Here is a 20,580-nt window from a genome sequence, read left to right as displayed (position 1 = left end):
AGTAGAGACAGACGGAGCTTCTTTTATTAAAAACTAGCATTTCGTTAAGCAGTTTCTCCAAATCATCATTGTATCCGGCAGCCGCGCTACCTCGGCCCGCTGAATACACTCGATTGCCGCAGGCAGTATCCACCAAACATCAGCGATAAATTTTTGAGTCAGCTAACCCCCACTTATTCAAGCGGTGCATAATGCTGACCCGCAGCACGCCAAACCCATATTTCGTGCTCCGCGCAAAGTTGATCGAACTAGCCTCGTCGAAGTACTTCGTGGGGCAGGTCACCTCGCCGATGTCGTAGCCGTGGTAGATAATCTGGCTGAGCATTTCGTTGTCGAAGACAAAATCGTCGTCGTTGGCGTTGAAGTCGATGCCTTCCAGCACTTCGCGGCTGAAGGCGCGGTAGCCGGTGTGGTACTCGCTGAGTTTGTAGTTGACGAGCAGATTTTGCGTGGCCGTCAGGAAGCGGTTGGCGACGTATTTGTACAAAGGCATGCCACCCTTGAGGGCGCCCTTACCGAGTATCCTACTGGCCAGGACGACCGGATAAAGGCCCTCACCGATCACATTACACATCGTGGGAATCAGTAATGGCGTGTACTGATAGTCAGGGTGCACCATGATGACGATGTCCGCACCGATCTCCAGGGCCTTGTTGTACAACGATTTCTGGTTGCCGCCGTAGCCCCGGTTACGGGGGTGGGTGATGACGTGGTCGACACCTAGCTGCCGGGCCAGCGCGCTGGTATCGTCCTTACTCGCGTCGTCGCAGAGGATCACTTCGTCGACCAGATCGCGGGGGACTTCGCGGTAAGTTTTTTCGAGCGTCAGGGCGGCGTTGTAAGCCGGCATGACCACCACTACTTTTTTGTCTTTGTACATCGTGGCCGTAAAGATAAAATCCCCCTCGGTAGCGAACGGGGTTTGCAAATCTTAACTAATCCTTCAACGTACCCAGCCCTGATTTAACCGCAAATGTATTTATCTTAGTCCTGAGTTTAGCACCACCGTCATTATCCATTCGAGCATGCTGTTTCGTTTCACGCAAGCCCTGTTTTACTGCTGTCTGCTGCCCGTTTTGGCGCTGGCGCAGGTGCCGGGTCACGGGGGGAAGAGCAAGGAGATGGGGCCAACGACCGAACGCTCGCTCCGCGCCTGGGCGGCTAATGACGTATTCATCCTACCCGTCAGGACCGATCAGTACTACACCGCCGGCGCGGGGTTCGAGTACAGCAACATACGCCGGGAGCGGAGCGAAATTCAATCGATTACCCACCGGCGATCCTGGTTGGTCGAGCAGGCGACGTTCACGCCCCGCGACATCCTTAGTACCGATCTCCTCCCGAACGACCGTCCTTTCGCCAGCTACCTGACGGTGGATAGGGGGCAGTCTACTACTAACTCACCGGGAAGCGTTAGCACCGACCACCCCGGCGAACTCACTACCGACTGGGGCCTCACCGCCGGCGTCCTCGGAAAATATTCCGGCGGCGGGAAACTCCAAACCGTTTTTCACAACATGGTCGACTTCGCCGACGAGTTGCCCGGCTGGTCGAACGAGGTGAAGCCGGACCTGATCCTCAACGCCCGCTACGGTCTCGACAAAGACTGGTCAGTGCACCCACGCTACGCCCTGCGTACCTACGCCAAAGCCCGTGCCGGGACGCTCTTTACCGACCTGACGACCGGCGTGGGTGCGGACTTCCTTGTGGGGTCGGTAACAAATCTTCGGCACGTAAAGCTCGGCGTGCGGGGCGACGTGCGGGCGGTGGGCTGGAACGCGACGCTTTCCGGAGGGCTCCTGAACCGCGACGAGCGGTTTCGGGGGGTGGTGCGGCCGGCGCGGTTGGTGGGGGCTTGGTCGTTTCTCGCCACGGCGCGGTGGGGGCGGGTCGGGCTGGAAGCTTCCGTGGTGCAGCTAACGCGGGAGTTTAGGGGCGGAAAGAACCATGCGTACGGCGTAATCGGAGCTCGGTGGTACTGGTAAGCTTGGCCTCTTCCGTACCTACTCGGCACCCGCGCCCGCGCCCATCATCCACCTACACCGGATACGGCAACGCACTGACAAACGCGAATAACTCGGTTGGCTCATGGGCCCCGCTACGGACCGATCGCCGACCCGCCCGCTCGTGGCGCGTACCGGACATAAATTGACGTGGGGCCGAAATTCACCTCACCCAAAGGCCAGATCTTTGTTCCATGCTAGCAAACTCTCCCACCACTAATTTTGGTTACTTCCGTCGCCTCGGCATCATCGAAGGGGTTTCCTTTCTCATTATTTTGGGCATTACCATGCCACTGAAATATTTGGCCGATACGCCGGGCCCCAACAAGGTCATCGGCATGGTCCACGGCGGTCTTTTCCTGCTGTACTGCGCCGGTGCGGTGTACTTCGCCTGGCGGCAAAAATGGCCGGTGTGGAAGCTACTACTGTTGTGGCTGGCGGCGATCATTCCGTTTGGGACTTTCGTGGCGGATCGTAAGTTACTGGAAGAATAGGCGTGCGTTATTTCGGTCGCTACCCCAGGTTCACACTGGGGGGACCGCCGGCCGAAAAAATAAATTATGCGACGGGGCAACCCCCCACTACCTTATTCTCGTGGGGTGAGTGACAACAGTTATAACCTTAACTTACTCACCATGCAGCAACGCCGCGTTTTAACTTCACTTGCGTTTCCCCGCTTTATCCGCGGCACGCTCGGAGGTCCAACGCCAAAAATCTTTTGCCCCTAACCCAAGACCAAGATGGATTGCACCCCCGAATGGCGGAACGTCGTGGCCGCGGTAGCTCGGGGAGACACCGCCGCGCAGTACCAACTCTACAAACGTAGTTTCCCCTACGGACTCAACGTTGCCCTCCACTACTGCAGCCACCGGCAGGAAGCGGAGGAGGTGCTGCAGGATGCTTTCGTCAAGGCCTTTCGCCACCTCGAAAGTAAGGGCGCCGTTACCCACTTCAAACCGTGGTTCCGCCGCGTGATCATCAACACGGCGATCGACGCGGGCCGGCGGAAGAAAAGTGTTTGGGACCACGCCAACCTGTTGCTGCCCCAGCCGGCGACTAACCTCGCCGAACAAGAACTTAACACCCAGAATTTATACGCCCTCTTACAATATTTACCGCCGCGCTACCGGCTAGTTTTTAATTTATTCGTGCTGGAAGGCCACACCCACCCGGAGATTGCCAAGATACTGGGCATCTCCGTGGGGACCTCAAAATCTAATCTTTTTAAAGCCCGTAAACGCGTCCAGCAATTAGCACCTCCCTATTTTTTAATTGACAAACAGTTTTCTAATGGATAACCTAGAGGATCAACTCAGGGCCAGTAGCCACAGTGAACAACCCGTGGCGGCAACTGGCGAAGGATTTGAGCGGGTCCGATCCGCGCTCGCCGGAGCTTCCGCTCCCCGGCCCGGAAAATCATGGTTCATGCGGCCGCCGGCGATTCTGGCGGCCGCGATCCTTTTCTTTTCACTGGGCTGGTTCGCACTGGCGGAAAGGGGCGCGGACGTAGATGCCGAGTCCGTTACCAAGCGCAGCGAAGCGACCTTCCCAACGGCAAATACCGACCGGACCGACGCTTCCCCACTGACGAGGGTGGGCACTACCCTTTCCGACGATACCGACCCATCGGTGATACTTTCCGAAGCAGACTTATCCTTAACTAATTCTTCAAACGACCGCAGCTCACCCACTGCACCCGGCGTCACGGCTACGAACGCCGCCACCGGACCGATTAGAACTACACCTAACCCAACCCTTACACCGACGCGCCCGCCGGCACGTCCGACAGTTTACCCACCAGCCTACACTCAGCCCGCAACCACCACCGACCAGGCCCAAATCTCTGCTCCAGCTTACCCACCCGAGCCAGCCACGACGCCCCGTTCTACCGGCTTCCCGCCGGCGCCCTACCTACCGACCCATCACGGACTAGCGGTATCCAGTGCCGATTCTACGCTCACTGCAAAAATAGCCGGCGCTTCCGCGGGCATTCACGCGCCGGAGTACGACCCGGAAGCCTGGCAGCTGAATAATCAACAATTCGTGAAGCAGAAAAGCGCTTACTGGATGGTCGGCACCACCGCTCTGGGCCTTTACTCCACCGCGAACCGGTCCGCCAGCCGCTGGAGCCGGACGCCGGAAGCTACGACCGTATTCGACGCGGTAATCGATGGGGTGGCCACCCCGCTGCACTACGTGGCTACCGAAGAGTCAACCAGCAATCAGTTCAACGTCATTCACCAAGTTCACCTGCTCCGGCAGACCGGCGGTGGCTTACTATACGGCGTCGGGTACGCTCTTTTGAACGACCGGAGCTCCAACGTCAAGTTCGCCCAGTCACTGAGTACTAGCGACGAAAACTTCTACTACCTAGCCTCCGACGAGCAAGCAAAATACAGTCTGGTCACCACTACCGTTGGCTTCACCTTCCTCCGCAGCCGCCGCTACCAGCCGTGGATCAGCGTGAACGCTAATGTCCCCGTCGCGTCCCGCAACATCCAGCGACGCTACTTCGTGGGTGGCGCGGAGGGGACGACGCACCTCCAGGATCGGCGTACGCAGACGATTGCCCGGAGAGATATTTCCCCCAAAATCTTCCCTTCGCTACAGGTGGGCGTGCGGGGGCAACTCGGTCGGCGTTTGCGGGTGGGCGTTACGGCGGGGCTGGTACCGACGAATATAGACATATCGGTGCCCATTGCGGCGGGGTTGGACGTGCATTATGTCTTTGGGCGGTAGGCGGTAGCGGGGGTTGAGTGGGCCGTCCGTACGAGCGTCGGACCACCGACGTTTACTGACCTACGTGAGATCTTTACCCTGAGCTGGATCGTGGGGCTACCGCCCTTTAACCGACGCTAAGTATAACTGCTCCACTTTCGCCCGGGCCCAGGGTGTCCTGCGTAGAAACTTCAGGCTGGACTTTACCGACGGGTCTACCGTAAAACAACGGATGTTAATTCGCTCACCCAGTTCTTCCCAGCCATATTTATTCTCCAGGTGTTTTACTATTTCGGCGAGCTTTACCCCGTGCAGTGGATTGTTAATTTGCATTGTCTCCTGGTGTAAATGGCGAGTAAGTAAAATATCAATTATGTTACTATTCCTAAAACTAAACGACGGCACAAGCTAAGCAACGCCAACAGAATATTTGTCATTGAATCAGCTATCCTTAATACTCTACTGTCATACTACTAGACCTCTCCCCCGAACGCTCTAAGCGTCCTCAAATAAGATATTGGAACCTTGGAGCGTCTCGAAACCAAAGCGTAGCGAAGGATTTCGAGCCCTCCAAGCGTTCGATTTGAAAACGTCCCGTTGTGCGCTCTACGGTATAATGCATCCTTAGTTAAGGTTACGGTGGCATACGAAGGTGCGTAGTTGTGGATACTTGGATTTAGCGCTGTATAATTACAAGTGAGCGTAACCCCCGTCGTCTTTTTCGGACGGCGGATCACGCAGTGCCTGCCCCTTGCGACCCACTTAAGAAAAACCGTTCGGGGGTTAGAATTAATCTATTAAGAGAAACGGGTCACGACGTCCGGGCGCTCGAAGATTACCGACTACTTACCGAGCTCGGTATTCGTACCGTGCGCGAAGGCGTGGTGTGGAGCGCGGTGGAGACGAGTCCTTTCGTCTTTGACTTTTCGGAGGTTGCTAACCGCATGCACGCCGCGGATCTCGCGGGGGTACAGATATTGTGGGATTTATGTCATTTCGGTTACCCCGATGGACTCATCCCCACTCACCCCCAGTTTGAAGCCCGCTTCGTCGCGCTGTGTGCCGCCTTCGCGCAGTTCTACCGCCAGCAAACTACCGCTACACTGTTCGTTTGTCCGATCAACGAAATTAGTTTCTTGTCCTGGCACAGCGGCGACGTGCGCGGGACGGTTCCCTTCGCGACCAATTCCGGGTGGGATATGAAGTGGCACCTTTGCCGGGCGGCCATCGCGGGCATTCGCACCCTGCGGGAGATAGACCCTTCCTGCCGGATCATGACCATTGAGCCATTGATTCGCGTCCACCCCGGTGCGCACAGTAGCCCGCCCCACGTTGCCAACCTCAACAATGACCAGTTCCAGGCGGCGGACATTATTGGCGGTCGGATGTGCCCCGAACTGGGTGGCCAGGAAAGCTACCTCGACGTGATGGGCTTTAATTGCTACTACGACGGGCAGTGGATGGACGGCGCCAAGCACCTGACCTGGCCGGAAATCGGCGAAAAGGTTCGCACGCCCTTAGCGGAGATGTTACAACAGGCTTACGAGCGGTACCGCCGCCCCTTCTTTCTCTCCGAAACGGGGCACTTTGGCGATAACCGCCCGGTTTGGCTGGAAGAGATCACGGAGGAGTGCCAACGCTTACGACGGGCTAATGCTGATTTTTCCGGTATTTGTCTTTATCCCGTAATCGACCGCCCCGACTGGGATGACCTGAACGATTATTCGAATTGTGGCTTGTGGGATTTTGACGAGGGGCAAAATCGTATTCCGCACGGTAAGTCCATCGAAGCGGTAAGGAAGATGCAGGAAGTTTTGGGCACGTAGGGCAAAATTTGCGGCTGCGCTACGTCAAGAACAATTGGAATTGGGGCGTTGGGCGCGGTCGCGGGTGCCGGGTTAAGGCGGAAGCCAGGATTAAAACTAAAAGGATGGTATTTAGCCGTCCAATTGAGTAGGGTACGAAGCAAGTGGTGTACAGGTAACGGACCTTACGTAACCGGATTATGCCACAAAAACACAAAAACACGTAAGAGTAAGTAAATGGTGCTACGGCGCAGCCGTACACCAATTTTTGTGCTTTTGTGTTTTGCTTCGCAGTACTTCGTGCTATGCGGCGAAATAATCTGCGTAACATCAGCTGGCAGTAAAGATGGGGATGTGGGAGAACCTAGGGGGGCCACCCGAACCCCCCCGCTTCCTTCCCACCGGCACCGCACCCGCGACCGCGCACCCGTTTTTCGACTTAGACCACCGGCTCCACCGACCAATCACTCCTGAAGACATATAGCCAATAAATCAAATCGATTTAATTCCTTTCCCAAAATTAATCTTTATTCACCTTAGTCGCCGCCTCTTGCCGGGCTACTTGCGCCGCCGGGTCGTAACTAAAGTTCCACCTCTTCGCATAATCCGTCAGGGCCCCAAGCCCGACGGTTTCGCGCAAACTATCTACTTTGTAGGGCTCGGCGATGGGAAAAAAGTAGAAGTCACCCGTCGTCGTATCTCTTCCTACCTGGCTACCATAAATCTGCGGCCGGTCATTGCGTTGCTCGATTCGGTCGATGAGTAAGGCAAGAGAGCGGTAATTAAGTTCTCCAGCCTCGGCGGCGCTCCGTAGCACGGGAAGGTACTTTTCCTGGACCCCCAGATCGGCGTGTTGAATTACCAAAAAAGCCGTTCCTGCTTGTTCACCCACTATGGATTTACCGGGATACCCCGACGAGTCGATCAGCTTAGTGACGTAAATCGTGTTCACGGAATCGGAAAAGTTCTGGATCGCCCATAAAGAATCCATTTGGGGGGACTCGTAGCCGTACTGATCACCGACCGTGCTCATTTGACCGCGCTGCTCCTGATCGGTCCGTTGCACCTCGGCTAGTGTGTCCGCCAAACGCTGGTTGAAATTCGGGAAAGCGACGGCGAAGCGCTCCTCCACGAGCCCCGCGAAGGGTGTTTCTTGCAAATACGCAAACTCGTCGTACGACTTGAATACACTCGCTGCACCGTCCGGGCTCAGGCCAAAGGCGTGATCCAGGTAAATATCGCGCAAGGTCGACTCACCGGCGGAGTGGGCGCAGGCCGCCGCCCGCATGGTCGATAGAAAGCTGGTGGACTTAATCGCGAAGGCCGTGGCGTAGTACACCAGGCAGCTATCGTATTCTGCCGCGATGAGTTTGGCCTCGCCAAGGGTGACGTTTTCGGCGTAGGCCGGGTCCGTCGAGCTAAAGTTCTGGGCGCGGACGCCGGTGCCAAGTATGGTTAGGAGGAGCAGGGTGAGGAAGGTACTGCGCATGGGTGTGGGGTTTAGGGGTGGGATTTCACCCTTCGAAGTTAGGGGTTTTTACGGATTACTTTTAGCGTGGCTGGTGAAACCGACGGCTCGAAACCTTGGTCGATGGGAACAAGAAACACGGAGCACCATTTCACTACCGGACGGATGCGTACGACCAGTATAATTGTTATCGCATCAGGAGACTAAGACTCCGGACCAAAACCCATTGACCAAATCCCCCCCCCTACCTTCGCTCATATGCACCGATTCCCGCTCCTGATATTATTAATGCTAGCCCTGAGCAACTGCACGCCCACCCCCGCCCCCATGAAAATCCACGCCCTCCGCCTCCTCCCCGGCCAGGATCTCAAACAAGAAATCCAGGCCTATGTCGAACGTAATGGCATCGAAGCCGGCTTCGTCCAGACCTGCGTCGGCAGCCTCACCGACTGGCACCTCCGCTTCGCCAACGCTCCCGCCGGAACGACCGGTACCGGGCACTTCGAAATCGTCAGTCTCGTTGGTCTCGTCAGCACCCACGGTACCCACTTGCACGTGAGCGTCAGCGACAGCCTCGGTCGGGTCACCGGTGGCCACCTCCTGGACGGCAACGTAGTCTACACTACCGCCGAGATCGTGATCGGTGAAAGCCTGGATCACGTATTCCAGCGCGCCAACGATGGTTCGACACCCTACAAAGAACTACGGGTTGATCCACGATAGCACAGCTATGAGTTAATTTCAGACCCGCGAGTACCGTGAAAATAGTGAGCTAGTTAATTCAATACTAAGCTCACTCCTACTGTTCTCATCGGATGCATCTTTTGGGCATCATCGCGCGGCAATGAAGCCAAAAATTTTGGAACTCATCGAGTGTGTAAAAGCATATGGGACCAACAGACTAATCCCCCCAACCAGCCCCCGCCAATACCGCCGCCGGAAACTCAACCAACGGCCTAATCCGAACCCGCCGGAAATAAGCATCCGCCGCCTCGCTCTGCAACTGTAACTTCCCCCGCACCAGCGGCCGCGCCTCCCCGTGAATATTCTCAAAAGCGCCCTCGATGGCGTTGACGACCTGGCCGTTCACCACGTGCACCGCCCGGTCGCCGATTGTGTACAGCTCGATGGTGTTCCACTCGCCGTGGGCGAGTTCCGCATCCACTGATCGGGCCAACTTACTTTCGTTGAAGGCACCGCCGTAGCCGCTCCGGTCCCCATCCGCAATGAACGTACCCTTGTTTTTCTGGTGGGTCGAATCACTCGTACCGTAGGCGTTGGCACCGCCCAGGGCGTAGAAATCCCCCATGTCGCCCTCCTGGATTTGTAGCTCCAGCGAGCGCATCCAGACGTTCCAAAACGCCCCGTGCTTGCCCGTGCAGTGGTAAAGCAAACCGTTGTCCCGCTTACGCTCCAGACGGGGTTCGTACTTATTTTCGTCCCACTTGAACTGAAGTTGGAGGTGGTAATTTTCGTACTCCTGCTTACTCGTCAGGCCGCCGTAGACGAGGCCCGTCACCTTCAGCACGTCCTCGTCGTCCTGGCGCACCATCGTGAAGACATCGAGCGGGTCGTTGTTCAGGCCGAGCGGAATACCACTGCGGCCATCCTTGCTGCGTGGCACGCTGTCCGGTAGGGCGACTGACGTGTGCGGCACGCCGATAAATTTGTCCCACTGACTGAAGGTTGGGTCCAGTAAATCGGTCCATTCTTCCGCTAGTTCCACGTCGGTCAGGCCGGTAGCCCAGCGGATGCCCTCCCGCAGGTGGGTGACGAAATCGGGCTGCACGAACGTCTCCGCCGTGTGCCCGAGGCCGGTGTAGAAAACGCGGCCGCCTTCGTAGTAATGGTACCAGGCAATGGGGTGGTAGCCACCCATTTGCTTGCCTTCGTAGGTACTTTCGTCGAGGTCGAGCAGCACACTGATGTTGTTCGGGATCGGGTTTTTGAAGTTGTACCACTCGTCCTCCTTCACCCATTCCTGGCCAAGGTGGGCCACGGCCGGGTGCCGGGTTTCGTGGTGGACGTTGAGGTGCGCCTCCTGCACCTTCGGGTGGTGCTTGAACTGCCCGCCGATGAGCCCGCCGTACCAGGGCCAGTCGTGCTCGGTGTCGGAAGCGGCGTGGATGCCGACGAAGCCACCGCCGTTGTTGACGTATTTAACGAAGGCGTCCTGCTGCTCGTCGTTCAGGATGTCGCCGGTCGTGCTGAGAAAAACGACGGCGTCGTAGCTGCGCAGTTTAGCGTCCGTAAAGTGGTACGCGTCTTCGGTTACGGTCATCGTCCAGTTTTGCGCGCGGCTCATCTGGTACAGCGCCGCCACGCCCTCGGTAATCGACGGGTGGCGAAACGTGGCGGTCTTCGTGAAGACTAGCAGGCTTTTGGCCGTCATCATTGTGTCCGACTGAAAGGTGGCGCGTTGGGCATTCATCAACACGGGTAGTAACAGGAGGCAGAGCAAAAAGGGATAGCGGCGAATATTCATAGCAGTAAGGATAGGCTTAAGACGGCCACTAAACCAAGGAATGCACTCGGGCTTTTCTCTCACTTACTACCGATCTTAGATTTATCGGTGAAATAACCTTGAGCTGATGGGCGCCCCGATAGCTATCGGGGCGGGTGCCAGGTAGTTTACCGGATAAGCGTAAATACCACGGAAACCGGCTTTCGTCAGAACCGCACCCGGTACCCCACCACCAAACTCAGCGTACTCACCCGCGTTCCGTTACTGCTAATTTCCGGATCTTCAAACGCCCCCCCGAACGACTGCAACCGCAAGCCGGCGGTAATTGCGCTCTGCTCGCTCAGTTTGTACTCGCCCGTCGCCATCATCAGGAAACCGATACCGGGCCGACGGCCGAGGAAGTGCCCACCGCTCACCGACCGAAATCCTTCTCCTTCCCGAACGTGGGCCTCCCCACCGCTCGACAAATTAAAGCTCGGGCCGCCTTCCACCAGCAGCCCGTACCGGTTACCCTTGATTCGGTAGCCCACCAGCAGGGGGAAGTCGATGCTGTTCAGCCGGTTATAGTAGCGCACCTCCGTGGTGGTCGTCTGCGGTACCTGGATCGGCCCCATGATCTCCGTGCGCGAGCCATCCGGATTCTGAATAATCTGAACGACCCCCGTTCGGGTAATGGTTTCGGTCTGTGTGGACTTGTCCGACACCTTTGAGTTAATCACGCTGGCGGCCAGGCCGGCTCGCACGCTGAGCCCCTTGGCGGCCCAGTGGTAGCCCGCGAGGGCCTGGATGGTGATGGCTTCCAATGATTTCTCGTCGCTGGACCCACCGGAACGGGCGGGCAAACCGATGGCGATGGCGGGCTCGGCCGTCCAGTAAGGTGGGTTCTTAGCGCGGCGCAAACGACGGGCCTCGCGGCGAGCCATGCGGGCGGCTCTGCGGATCGCGCGGCGAGCGTAGCGATCGGCGCGGCGAATTGCTCTCCTGGCCATCCGGTCGGCGCGGCGGGCCGCACGGGCTGCTAACCTACCGGCGCGACGCAGATCACGGTCGGCCTTGCGGGCGGCCCGTGCGGCCAGGCGGTCGGCGTTGCGGTTGTTGCGGGCGGCCATTCGGGCCGCCTTACGCAACCTGTTTGCCGCGCGCCTTTCCGCTTTCGCGAGTGCCCTTGCGGCGCCGCGTTGGGCACGGTCCGCTTTTTGCTGCGCGCGGATAGCCAGACGTTGTCTACGTTTTTCGGCCTTTCCAGCACGACGTTGTGCGAGTGCTTCCTTGCGCATGCGGCGTTGGACCATACGGGCCGCGGCTGCATCCCGGGCGGCTTGCCTGCGGGCCGCCTGACGTTCTCCTTTGGCCGCCCGGTAAGCAAACCGGGCCGCCCGGGCGGCTTTTTTCCGCCGGGCAGCTTCTATTCTTTGCATAGCGAACGCTTCGGTGCGTAGCTGTTTTAGGCGCGCCTTATCCAGCGGCGTGAGTTTTGGGGTGGCGACTGGACGGGGGGCGGCTGCTACGGGCGGCGGGGTGCGTTCGGCGCGGCGGGTGGCTTCCCGTCGTTCTCTCTCGGCGCGCTCCGCCGCGGCGACGACGGCACGCTCGGCTTCGATGCGTTGCCGTTCCATTTTTTCGGCCCTTTCTTTAGCCTGCCGCACGAGTAATTCGGCGTTTTCTGCTTCGCGCACCAGGCGTTCCGCTTCCCGTTTAGCCATTAGCTCGGCCCGCTCCGCTTCGCGCACCACGCGCTCGGCTTCACGTTTGGCGAGTGCTTTTTCACGTTTACGGGCGTCGCGCGATCGGCGAGCTAGCTTTCGTTTGTCAAAGTTGGTGTCATCGTACGCCTCGCCCCGCAATTTTTCCAGGCGTTGGCGGCGGCGCTCCAGACGGTCGGCGAGGGCAGCTTGTTCCGCTGCCTTCCGTTCGTCGGCTTTCCGTGTTTGTTCATCAATTCGGCGCTGAACGTCGCCAGGCTCCGGTGCGGGTATTCCCAACCGCGTGTGCTCGATGAGGACGCCGGCGCGATTTCGCTGCGCTTCGGTGGCGGTGGTGCGGATCGGTGCTTTGGGAAGTTTGGGCCGGGGTACTGGCGGGACGGTATCTTGGAATACACGAGCCGCGTGCTCAATGTCTGAGTTAGTAGAGGCGTATTCAACGGTATTGGCGGACAAGCCCAACGACGCGACCACTACTAACGCAAACGTTAGTAGTGGTCGCAACGACACCGGGATGTATGTCGTCTTCCGCCAACTGGACTTGTCCGTCGAAATCATCTTGCCACTTACCGTGGTGAGTAGAGCGGCTGTGCTCCCTACCGGAATCATAGCTCCAGACGGAAGCTTACTTGAACGGCTACGCCTACCTTCTCGACCGAGTTATCGACGTCGCTCTGTAAGTTCATCTTCGCGTCGAACGCGCCTTCGAACGTCATGCCGTCGTCGGAAAGGGTGATGCCCTGAAGACCCAAATTCTGCTTGGGGTTGACGTACACGCGTCCTTCACCGTACGCCTGCCCGGGGAGGAGACGGTAGATGGCGGCGGAGGCTTCTTCGTTGGAGAAAGTTCCTTCGTGAGGTTCGGCAAACTGCAGGAAGAGACTGTATTCTTCTCCTTCGAACTCACCAGCGGCGCGGACGAGCCAGTCGAACGAGCCGTTATCCGGCCAGTAGATCGGTACTAATTCCGTGATCGGCACCTTGACGCCACCAATCGTTACGTCGATGTATTCATTGGCGCTCAATTCTCCACAGAGAATGAATTCGGTCGGTGTGTCTTCGGCAGCGGAGCGCTTTACGACGCGGGAGGATGCCTTGTAGTCATTGGTGAAGGCCTGTACGAACAGGTCGTCGCCACTACAGTCGATCAGGTTGATCACCGTGGTGCCGTCGCCGGTGGGGGCGAAGTATTCTCCGTCGTTACCACCGTTGCCGCCAACCCAGATTTCAGTTTTGTCCATATCCGGTAACGCCGATCCGCTACAGTCACGTACGGTAGCGACGAAGACCGGGTTCGTCAGGTCAACCGTAATCTCGCCGATATCGCGGGAGGTATTCGGGTCCACCGGATCAAGGGCGAACACAAAAATTTCGTCGGTGCAGGGGTCGGTTACGTTAAAAACGAGTGGGACGTTAGCCGCCACGTCCACGCAGAAATAGCCTTCGCAATCGACCCGGGCGGCCGAGACGCTCATGCCACCCTCCAGGTTCACCAAGAAGGGGGTGTGCGTCAGGGGAAGCCCGTTGGGGTCGACGAAGCGGCCACAGATACGGGTGACGGGGTGCGGTACGTCGATGTTACAGGTGGAACTAGTAGTAATGTAGACTACGTAACAGCCGGGCGCCAAACGGGCGACACCGTCGGGAAGCCAGAAACCTTCGGGGCTGAGCACCCAGAAAGGCACTTCGTCCGGAGCGTTGGCCTGGGTCGCGGCCTTGATGGGCATGCGTACTTCGGCGGGGGTGCTGCCGTCGAGCTTAAGGGGGGTACCGTCCGCCGCCTGGAGGGCGATGTCCATCATGCCGTAGCTTTCCAGTGCGGCCATTTCTCCGGAGGCCGTCCGGGCCAAGAAGTTAGTGGCGCTGTTGAGCATTTCGTCGGCGTCTTCGGGTGCGTCGTGGTTCACGAACACTTCTACCGCGCCGGTGAAGGGGGTGCCGTCTTCGGTGGTCACGATGGTGTTAGGCGGTAGCTTGACGGAGAAGTTATCGCCTAATTCTATCGTTCCGCCGGTGGAGGGGTTGATTTCGCCGGCCTTTACTTTGGGCTCCATGACGAAGGTTTCCCGCAGTTCGCCTTCGCCCGCGGGCAGCAGCCGGCGATTCTCGGGCCAGAAGCCGGGTTTAGTCACGGTCACCGCCGTGCCGTTGGGGTCCAACTGATTGGCCTGGATGGTAATGGAGCCGTCGGGGTTCACCTTTGCCGCGGTGCTGAGGCCGGAGATGGAAGCGTCGGTGAGGTTGTTGCCCGGCCGCTCCGCCGTGACTACGGAAAGGGTTGTTGTCGTGATGGCGGGGGTCGGGAGGTCTCCCGTGATGGTGTTCGTGGTGACGCCGTCTTCGCGGCAGGCACTCAGGATGACTAGGGCGAATAAAGCTGGGTAGAGTAGCAGACTACGCATAGGTGTATTAAGGTTTAGGTGTCGTGAATAAGGTGTAAAAGTTTAATAGGGGTTGGAAGATAACGAGTTTATCTTAGTTATACTAATACGTTAACATTTAAACAGAGCAGTAGCCACGCTAACTAGGCATGGCGCGCGGATGCAGATACCAAAAAGTTTGCTCCCCAAAGCAGAGAATCTGGATGACCAACCCAACCCAATACAAACGATGAGTTTATGATCCGCTAAGCATTATGGATTTTCGAACCGTTCTCTACGGTTGTTCAATCTAGCATCCCAAGACCTATTATATACACTCGTTAAACTCCTTTTAGCGGCCCACGCCGTGCTCCTCCTCTTCGGGCGCCCGACAAGACGGCGCCAAGCGTTCGCTCCTTCAGCAAATTACCGCAAAACTGATCACGGAAAAGTTGGTGGCTAGTCGCCCAATCCGAGGGGTGCCACGTGCAACAGCGGGTATTAACGCAGGCGTGGGAGAAAGATTAATGATTGTATTATTTCGTCCCGAACCCGCATCCGTAAGATTTAATTTTTAGGCATTTTATCAAGAAACAAACCGTAAGTGGCCGTGACGACAGGAAGCGGGCAGCGATTGAGCAAAGTGGCCAAACTTGAAGCGCAGTAGCGAAAAATGAAGCGGCGGAACATTGTTCCGAATGCCCCACCCCCTTCGGGCGGTGCGCAAATAATTATTTGGCCAAATACAAAATATGCAGCATAAATTTTTGTATAAAATAACAATATAGGAACATATATTCCGGTATTTGGACATTTTGCCTACATAATAATTTTCTTAAAAAAATTCCTTTAACAGCCCGGAGTCGCTCAACGGACTATTACACATGTACTGATTGTGGTGAACAACTGTTGTCAGGACAAGATCGTTCGTCGGCTATTCTTAACCACCCGAGGATATTAGTTTCTGAAGACTAAACCAATGCACTTCATAGTATCCTCACTTTTAAATTCCTTTTTTATGAAATCATTCTTTTTAACCGCAGCGCTCCTCGTGAGCCTTGCGACCGCTGCTAACGCAGCCTGTACGGTAACCACCGACTGTGGCGTCCGGACTTACGAGGATTCCGGCGTAAGTGCTTCGATCAGTAACGGTGTCGTTACCGTTACGGCTGACGGTGAGGTAATCGACACTTACGATTGCGCTTCGTCCAGCATCTCCGTCTCCTGCAGCTCGACCAGTGGCGATGATACCGCCGATGATGACGACGGTGGCTTCGATTGGGAGGAGTACCTGAGAAAGCTGCGTGAGCGTTTCAACGACCGTTTCGGTGACCGTACCGGTCGTGGTGCGCGTGCCTAAGTTAGCGCGAATCACCTAGCTAACCCAGTGAGTCGGGCCCCGTACGATTAAATTCGTGCGGGGCTTTTTCGTGCGCGTTGGGGTAAGTTTGGTAGTCGAAGGCACGGAAAAGGTTGCTGCTTCCGCCCCACCTTCCTTGCTTTTCTCCTAATTCCCCCGGCACCTGCGGCCGCGGCTAAAAAGCAGCACCCCTACCCCTACCGGACTAGCCGGCTGGCGGCCTACCCGATCTCCGGCCGCAGCAGCATACGATCCGTACTATCCAAACGCAAAGAATCTAAATAAAGCGAGTCGCGCAGTAGCGTATCGAACCGAATTTCGAAGGGGAACAGCGGGCGCAGGGGAAGGGGTGCCGACAATTCTCTGACCGGTGGCGCGCCCGGGCGGTTCGGCCGCGGCGGTCGCCCCTCGATTCTGCGCATCCGGCGGGCGCGTTGAATGAGGAGGCTGTCGGCGCGGGCGTTGGCGAGTTCGAGGACGTCTTTTTGGCAATCACCGGTGATGCGCTCGGTGAGGCGGGCGATGCGCTCGTCGAACCGGAGCTGAATTTCGGCGGTGCTGTCGGGGTTGCGGTCCTTACAGCCCCAGACGGCGAGCGACAGCAACAGCAGCACGAGAAGTCGCTTAGCGGTCATCGCGCAGATTTTGCGGGAGGCGGGCGCGCATACGGGCTTCTTCTTCCAGTCGTCGTTGAATGATGCTGTCGGTGGCGATGGCAACGCGGTCAGCCTGGGTGTCGGCACAGTAGGCTTCCAGGGCGGGGCGGAGGGTGTCCATATGACCGAGGATGCGGGCGTCGAGACCGGTGCGCTCCTCCATAGTGAGGCGGACGTTTATTTTTTCTTCGTCCGTGTTGCAGGCGGAAAAGGTGGTGAGGAGCAGTAGAAAGAAGATTAGCCTGGGTAACAAGGACAATTGGTTTTGGAGATTTGACCGAAGACGCGAAGGTCGGTCGCTTAATTGGGTAATTTTGTTGTTGACGGAAATAAGGTCGGGAGGTAAACGCAGCAAACTGCTTTAAGCTGTCTTTTGACGGGTGATTTGCTGCGCCGTACTGCTTGCTCGGGCCGGGGATCTTTAGTCGGAGGTTAAACGCTACTGAATTACCTAAGGTCGAGGACCTCTGGTCAGAACGTTAGGCAGGGAGAATTGGCGCGTGTTGCATTCGGGCCGGAGGCCCTCGGCCTATGCTTTTGACGGGTGATTTACAGCGCAGTACTTCTTATTCGGGCCGGGTATCTTTTGCCGGAGGTTAAATGCTACCGAATCATCTTAGGTCGAGGACCTCTGGTCCGAACGTTAGGCGGGAGGAATTGGCGCGTGTTGCATTCGGGCCGGAGGCCCTCGGCCTGTACTTTTGACGGGTGAATTGCTGCGCCGTACTGCTTGCTCGGGCCGGGAATCTTAGACCGGAGGTTAAATGCTACTGAATCATCTTAGGTCGAGGACCTCTGGTCCGAACGTTAGGCGGGAAGAATTGGCGCGTGTTGTATTCGGGCCGGAGGCCCTCGACCTATGGGTGGCAGGAAGAAGGATGAACGCGTAGCCCTATCTTCGCCGCCATGACGCTCGCCGATCTTTTACACTACGCCAACAGCTACCCGGCGCACGTGCTTTTTTACTTCCTCCTCATTCCGTTCGCCGCCCTGCTGGCCAGTTGGATGGAACGGGAGGAAGGCCACCTGCCGCCGTGGAATTACCTGTTCAGCACGCTGGTTTACCTGGTGGCGGTGCCCGCCATTCTTTCCGTTGCGTACACCGCTTACCGCTGGTTCTTTGACCGGGAGACTATCCTGAACACAAACCTGCTGCTCCAGATCTTACCCATCGCGAGCATGCTACTCACGTTTTTCATCGTCAAGCGGAGCGTGAAGATCGATACCCTACCCGGCTTCGGGCGACTGAGCGGGATGGTGATGATGATCGTGGCCACGATGTTAATTCTGTACGGGCTCGACCGGTTCCGGCTCATTGGTTTCACGGCCATCCCGTTCCACTACTTGCTACTGGTGTTTTTTGGTTTGTTGTTTGCCATTCGGTTTGGGTGGCGGCGGATTGGGGGGTGAAGGGGGAGGAAAGAGGTAAGAATAAAGAGGAAAGAAGCAGGAGGGAAGGGTAACGGAATTGCGGAGAAATGGGTGATGTGTACCGTTTACTGTTTGGGATCTTGCTTAGGACAGAAAAGAGGAGAGACGTTAGGTGCTGGACGCTCGTTAAGTAATTGTGTTTTTGACTTATTTCTGATCAATCAGGCGGAGGTAGTCGAAGATGGCTTCGCGGGCTTGCTCGCGGGCCAGGCCGGGAAAGGCGTCGAGGGTGTCCTGGCCAAGGATGATCCGAACGGGCCGGTTGGTGCTCAGGTGGTTGTCGAGTTGGCCGAGGGCGGCGGCGTCCGGTTTGGCGGGGAGGGTGACTTGGTTGTCGCCGGTGGGAGAAGTGATGAGCAGTTCGATGGGCCCGCTGGGCGTGGGTGATGCGCCGGTTTTGCGGGTGTGCAGTTGGAGGTAGGCGCGGTCGTCGAGCCAGTCGTCGTGGATGACGGGCACGAGGGCAGCGTCGGAGTTAAGCAGGTCGTCGTGGGTAAAGTAGTTGCCCGCTTCGCCCGCGGAGACGAGCCGGTACTGCTGCTGGCGGGTATTCGTGAAGAATAGATAGTTAGGGTCGGGGACGAAGTTTTCCCCACGGGCGGCCTTGCGGGCTTTGGTGTTGCCGTCGCAGGAGAGGATGCTTAGGAGAAAGAGTAGGGGAAGGAATTTTAGCATGGTTAGGGAATAGTATTCGTGGCAATTTGTTTGCGCGGCCCCGATCCCGATAGCTATCGGGATCGGGATCGGGATCGAGAGTGCAATGGCCCTGAGGGGCCCCAGCTATGCTGCCGACTGCGTCGGTGTAGCTCCATCTTAACAGCACAACTATCCGGATTTTATAGTTGCTGCGTTAGGATGCTGCTGTCGCTACGTTCGGGCAAGAGTGTCCTCAATCTTTAGGAAGGTGTCTATGAATTTCAAATCCCGTCTAGAGGGTGTCTTGCAATATGGAATCTACTAAAATTAAGGCACGAGTAATGTCGTCCCTTGAGCCTGGCCAGTGTTTTGGTGCTTGGAAGGCGTAAAGAAATCTGTACTGTTTGAGCCACCACCAATTGAGTACGGGTAATCACTTAGTGATGTTGCCGCCAAATGTTATATGAAAAACAAAGCGGAAGGGCGAGTTGACAGATTTTAGCCTTTCAAGTACCAAAACACTGATAAGCCAGGCTCACAGGACAAGAGTTTTGCTTCTTTTCCTCAGAAAAGAAGTGCGAGATAGGTTTGGTTAAAATATAGTGGAACTGTTAGTAGCCTACCATACTACTGGACACTTTCCCCAGACGCTTGGAGGACCTCAATAATTACGCCTTCGGCTTCACGGCAGAGGACGCTCCAAGGTCCTCAAATAGGTTTTTGGAACCTTGGAGCGTCTCGAAACTAAAGCGTAGCGAAGGGTTTCGAGTCCTCCAAGCGTCCGATTTGAAAATGTCCAGTAGTGTGGTAGCCTACATACACAAACATGATAACGCGACCCTAGTAACCTTAAATCAGTACGATCCGACCACCCGGTCCAGTGAGCGTGGCTTCTAAAATGGCCGCGGGCCGGTTAGCATACGTAACCGTCCCTCCACCGGCCCTCAAACCCCGCAAACCATCAACCCCCGGCCCACCAACCAACAACTTCACCAATCTACACCCCACCTCCGGCAACCGCTCCGCCGGCGTAGGATGACCGAGCCAATCGATGAGAAAAGGCCGGGCCCGCACGAGCGGCGCAGTTCCCGGATCGGTTAGTTGCCATTCCAAAGTGGTGCCGTCGGGGAGCGCGCGGCTACCGGCTTCGAAAGGACCGGCGTCGAGCGGTACGCCGGTAGCGGCCATTGGGTAGCGACCGTCCGTCACGGCCCAGGCCCAGCGAGCGAGGCGGCCGGAAGATATTTTGGGGAGAAGGTCCATCCCCATCCAACGACCACCGGCCGGCGCTTCGGTATCCGGGTCAACGGCCAAGAGTTCGAGGTAGGTCTTGGGGCCGATGCGAAGTAACTTATTCATCGTCCCGCGGGTAAGGTGGCGACCGCCCGGGGAAAATTTTACGCCGAGCGCAGCTTCGATGTGGGCGGCGGCACGGCCGAGGTCGTGGGTGAGGTAGACTAGGTGATCGATCATGTTTGTTGACGTCTGGACATTTGAACGGCAAGAAGTACGGGGAGTTTCTACCCTCTTTACTCTTTCGTCTTAATTCTTTACTCTCTACGCCCCCCCCCAGCACAACCAACTGCCACCAGCATCGTGCCCCAGGAATCATACCACGCTACAAATAATTAAAATTATTAATACCAGCCGCTTCATCCCCTTAACTGCTCCCGCCCCTTCCGGAACCCCACGGAAAGCCGGAGCAATAATAGAATACCCCGTACAATCCATCCACAAAACTTTAATTCCCTAAAGGTCACAAACCCCAATTAATAGCACCATTACCGCCAGCTCATCAATATTTTAACTAACTTGGCGACGAATCATACCTCTCACTGCTTTCCGAGTCGCCCATTCTCGGGCCGTCCTAACTAACCAACCGCCTTTTATTTCCCCCCCACCGCGTCCACCAGCTGCACCTGGTCCTACGACGCGCACGCGGCCGAAATACTCCAGCAATTGACCGAGACGAACGC

At 57.0% G+C, this 20,580-nt stretch carries 18 protein-coding genes; 8 read left to right on the top strand and 10 right to left on the bottom strand.

Features of this window, described 5'->3' with window-relative positions:
* Window positions 1–139 precede the first annotated feature (139 nt).
* Window positions 140–880, bottom strand: coding sequence for a glycosyltransferase family 2 protein (locus GGR27_RS16100; RefSeq protein WP_168039405.1), 741 nt, complete (start codon window positions 878–880; stop codon window positions 140–142).
* A gap of 145 nt (window positions 881–1,025) precedes the next feature.
* Between GGR27_RS16100 and GGR27_RS16095 the strand changes: the two genes are divergently transcribed.
* The 4 genes from GGR27_RS16095 to GGR27_RS16080 all read left to right on the top strand — a co-directional run bounded on the left by GGR27_RS16095 (window position 1,026) and on the right by GGR27_RS16080 (window position 4,742).
* Window positions 1,026–1,985 carry a lipid A-modifier LpxR family protein gene (locus GGR27_RS16095; protein WP_168039192.1) on the top strand — a complete coding sequence of 320 codons (960 nt, stop codon included), beginning with the start codon at window positions 1,026–1,028 and terminating at the stop codon, window positions 1,983–1,985.
* 212 nt (window positions 1,986–2,197) lie between these two features.
* Window positions 2,198–2,497, top strand: coding sequence for a DUF3817 domain-containing protein (locus tag GGR27_RS16090; protein WP_168039190.1), 300 nt, complete (start codon window positions 2,198–2,200; stop codon window positions 2,495–2,497).
* A gap of 246 nt (window positions 2,498–2,743) precedes the next feature.
* Window positions 2,744–3,301, top strand: coding sequence for an RNA polymerase sigma factor (locus tag GGR27_RS16085; RefSeq protein WP_168039188.1), 558 nt, complete (start codon window positions 2,744–2,746; stop codon window positions 3,299–3,301).
* Entirely contained in the window at window positions 3,294–4,742 is a 1,449-nt protein-coding gene (locus GGR27_RS16080; RefSeq protein WP_168039186.1) for a hypothetical protein, read from the top strand. Before GGR27_RS16085 ends, GGR27_RS16080 begins: the two co-directional genes overlap by 8 nt.
* Before the next feature lie 96 nt (window positions 4,743–4,838).
* Here the strand turns inward: GGR27_RS16080 and GGR27_RS16075 are convergent, their stop codons facing one another.
* Window positions 4,839–5,054 carry a VF530 family protein gene (locus GGR27_RS16075; RefSeq protein WP_168039184.1) on the bottom strand — a complete coding sequence of 72 codons (216 nt, stop codon included), beginning with the start codon at window positions 5,052–5,054 and terminating at the stop codon, window positions 4,839–4,841.
* Window positions 5,055–5,461: 407 nt separating this feature from the next.
* On the opposite strand from GGR27_RS16075, the gene GGR27_RS16070 reads away from it, so the two are divergent.
* On the top strand, window positions 5,462–6,547 hold the full coding sequence (locus tag GGR27_RS16070; RefSeq protein WP_168039182.1) for a hypothetical protein: 1,086 nt from the start codon (window positions 5,462–5,464) through the stop codon (window positions 6,545–6,547).
* Window positions 6,548–7,046: 499 nt separating this feature from the next.
* On the opposite strand, the gene GGR27_RS16065 is transcribed toward GGR27_RS16070, so the two are convergent.
* Window positions 7,047–8,015, bottom strand: a complete 969-nt coding sequence (locus GGR27_RS16065; RefSeq protein WP_168039180.1) for a DUF6624 domain-containing protein — start codon at window positions 8,013–8,015, stop codon at window positions 7,047–7,049.
* Between the two features lie 237 nt (window positions 8,016–8,252).
* Here GGR27_RS16065 and GGR27_RS16060 point away from each other — a divergent pair, with 237 nt between their 5' ends.
* Entirely contained in the window at window positions 8,253–8,717 is a 465-nt protein-coding gene (locus GGR27_RS16060; protein ID WP_209037966.1) for a PPC domain-containing DNA-binding protein, read from the top strand.
* 178 nt (window positions 8,718–8,895) lie between these two features.
* Here the strand turns inward: GGR27_RS16060 and GGR27_RS16055 are convergent, their stop codons facing one another.
* The 3 genes from GGR27_RS16055 to GGR27_RS16045 form a co-directional block, all read right to left on the bottom strand.
* Window positions 8,896–10,479 carry a ThuA domain-containing protein gene (locus GGR27_RS16055; RefSeq protein ID WP_168039178.1) on the bottom strand — a complete coding sequence of 528 codons (1,584 nt, stop codon included), beginning with the start codon at window positions 10,477–10,479 and terminating at the stop codon, window positions 8,896–8,898.
* A gap of 185 nt (window positions 10,480–10,664) precedes the next feature.
* On the bottom strand, window positions 10,665–12,665 hold the full coding sequence (locus tag GGR27_RS16050; RefSeq protein ID WP_168039176.1) for a hypothetical protein: 2,001 nt from the start codon (window positions 12,663–12,665) through the stop codon (window positions 10,665–10,667).
* A gap of 101 nt (window positions 12,666–12,766) precedes the next feature.
* Window positions 12,767–14,563 carry a hypothetical protein gene (locus GGR27_RS16045; RefSeq protein WP_168039174.1) on the bottom strand — a complete coding sequence of 599 codons (1,797 nt, stop codon included), beginning with the start codon at window positions 14,561–14,563 and terminating at the stop codon, window positions 12,767–12,769.
* Between the two features lie 976 nt (window positions 14,564–15,539).
* Here GGR27_RS16045 and GGR27_RS16040 point away from each other — a divergent pair.
* Complete coding sequence (locus GGR27_RS16040) at window positions 15,540–15,881, top strand: hypothetical protein (protein ID WP_168039172.1); 342 nt, start codon at window positions 15,540–15,542, stop codon at window positions 15,879–15,881.
* A gap of 221 nt (window positions 15,882–16,102) precedes the next feature.
* Here GGR27_RS16040 and GGR27_RS16035 read toward each other — a convergent pair whose 3' ends face one another.
* Together GGR27_RS16035 and GGR27_RS16030 are read right to left on the bottom strand one after the other, a co-directional pair.
* Window positions 16,103–16,516 (bottom strand): hypothetical protein, encoded by a 414-nt coding sequence (locus GGR27_RS16035; protein ID WP_168039170.1) that lies wholly within the window; start codon window positions 16,514–16,516, stop codon window positions 16,103–16,105.
* A complete protein-coding gene (locus GGR27_RS16030) occupies window positions 16,506–16,790 on the bottom strand; it encodes a hypothetical protein (protein WP_168039168.1) in 285 nt (94 codons plus the stop codon). The genes GGR27_RS16035 and GGR27_RS16030 overlap by 11 nt, the downstream gene beginning before the upstream one ends.
* 653 nt (window positions 16,791–17,443) lie before the next feature.
* On the opposite strand from GGR27_RS16030, the gene GGR27_RS16025 reads away from it, so the two are divergent.
* Complete coding sequence (locus tag GGR27_RS16025) at window positions 17,444–17,947, top strand: hypothetical protein (protein WP_168039166.1); 504 nt, start codon at window positions 17,444–17,446, stop codon at window positions 17,945–17,947.
* 168 nt (window positions 17,948–18,115) lie between these two features.
* On the opposite strand, the gene GGR27_RS16020 is transcribed toward GGR27_RS16025, so the two are convergent.
* Both GGR27_RS16020 and GGR27_RS16015 read right to left on the bottom strand, forming a co-directional pair.
* Window positions 18,116–18,643, bottom strand: coding sequence for a hypothetical protein (locus GGR27_RS16020; RefSeq protein ID WP_168039164.1), 528 nt, complete (start codon window positions 18,641–18,643; stop codon window positions 18,116–18,118).
* An 810-nt stretch (window positions 18,644–19,453) separates the two neighbouring features.
* Window positions 19,454–20,077: a VOC family protein gene (locus GGR27_RS16015; RefSeq protein WP_168039162.1), complete on the bottom strand. Its 624-nt coding sequence runs from the start codon at window positions 20,075–20,077 to the stop codon at window positions 19,454–19,456.
* Window positions 20,078–20,580: the final 503 nt, after the last annotated feature.

This window comes from Neolewinella antarctica, assembly GCF_011927835.1.
In the GTDB taxonomy this organism is placed as follows: Bacteria; Bacteroidota; Bacteroidia; order Chitinophagales; family Saprospiraceae; genus Neolewinella; species Neolewinella antarctica.
The sequence above is the reverse complement of the archived record's forward strand: the minus strand, read 5'-3'. Positions and strand labels throughout refer to the sequence as shown.

What these genes read in the sequence shown, in the direction of transcription:
- GGR27_RS16060 (WP_209037966.1), top strand. Translation starts at nt 8,253, where the DNA reads ATGCACCGATTCCCGCTCCTGATATTATTAATGCTAGCCCTGAGCAAC.
- GGR27_RS16025 (WP_168039166.1), top strand. Translation starts at nt 17,444, where the DNA reads ATGACGCTCGCCGATCTTTTACACTACGCCAACAGCTACCCGGCGCAC.
- GGR27_RS16095 (WP_168039192.1), top strand. Translation starts at nt 1,026, where the DNA reads ATGCTGTTTCGTTTCACGCAAGCCCTGTTTTACTGCTGTCTGCTGCCC.
- GGR27_RS16045 (WP_168039174.1), bottom strand. Translation starts at nt 14,563, where the DNA reads ATGCGTAGTCTGCTACTCTACCCAGCTTTATTCGCCCTAGTCATCCTG.
- GGR27_RS16075 (WP_168039184.1), bottom strand. Translation starts at nt 5,054, where the DNA reads ATGCAAATTAACAATCCACTGCACGGGGTAAAGCTCGCCGAAATAGTA.
- GGR27_RS16040 (WP_168039172.1), top strand. Translation starts at nt 15,540, where the DNA reads ATGAAATCATTCTTTTTAACCGCAGCGCTCCTCGTGAGCCTTGCGACC.
- GGR27_RS16085 (WP_168039188.1), top strand. Translation starts at nt 2,744, where the DNA reads ATGGATTGCACCCCCGAATGGCGGAACGTCGTGGCCGCGGTAGCTCGG.
- GGR27_RS16035 (WP_168039170.1), bottom strand. Translation starts at nt 16,516, where the DNA reads ATGACCGCTAAGCGACTTCTCGTGCTGCTGTTGCTGTCGCTCGCCGTC.
- GGR27_RS16065 (WP_168039180.1), bottom strand. Translation starts at nt 8,015, where the DNA reads ATGCGCAGTACCTTCCTCACCCTGCTCCTCCTAACCATACTTGGCACC.
- GGR27_RS16055 (WP_168039178.1), bottom strand. Translation starts at nt 10,479, where the DNA reads ATGAATATTCGCCGCTATCCCTTTTTGCTCTGCCTCCTGTTACTACCC.
- GGR27_RS16090 (WP_168039190.1), top strand. Translation starts at nt 2,198, where the DNA reads ATGCTAGCAAACTCTCCCACCACTAATTTTGGTTACTTCCGTCGCCTC.
- GGR27_RS16100 (WP_168039405.1), bottom strand. Translation starts at nt 880, where the DNA reads ATGTACAAAGACAAAAAAGTAGTGGTGGTCATGCCGGCTTACAACGCC.
- GGR27_RS16080 (WP_168039186.1), top strand. Translation starts at nt 3,294, where the DNA reads ATGGATAACCTAGAGGATCAACTCAGGGCCAGTAGCCACAGTGAACAA.
- GGR27_RS16020 (WP_168039164.1), bottom strand. Translation starts at nt 18,643, where the DNA reads ATGCTAAAATTCCTTCCCCTACTCTTTCTCCTAAGCATCCTCTCCTGC.
- GGR27_RS16015 (WP_168039162.1), bottom strand. Translation starts at nt 20,077, where the DNA reads ATGATCGATCACCTAGTCTACCTCACCCACGACCTCGGCCGTGCCGCC.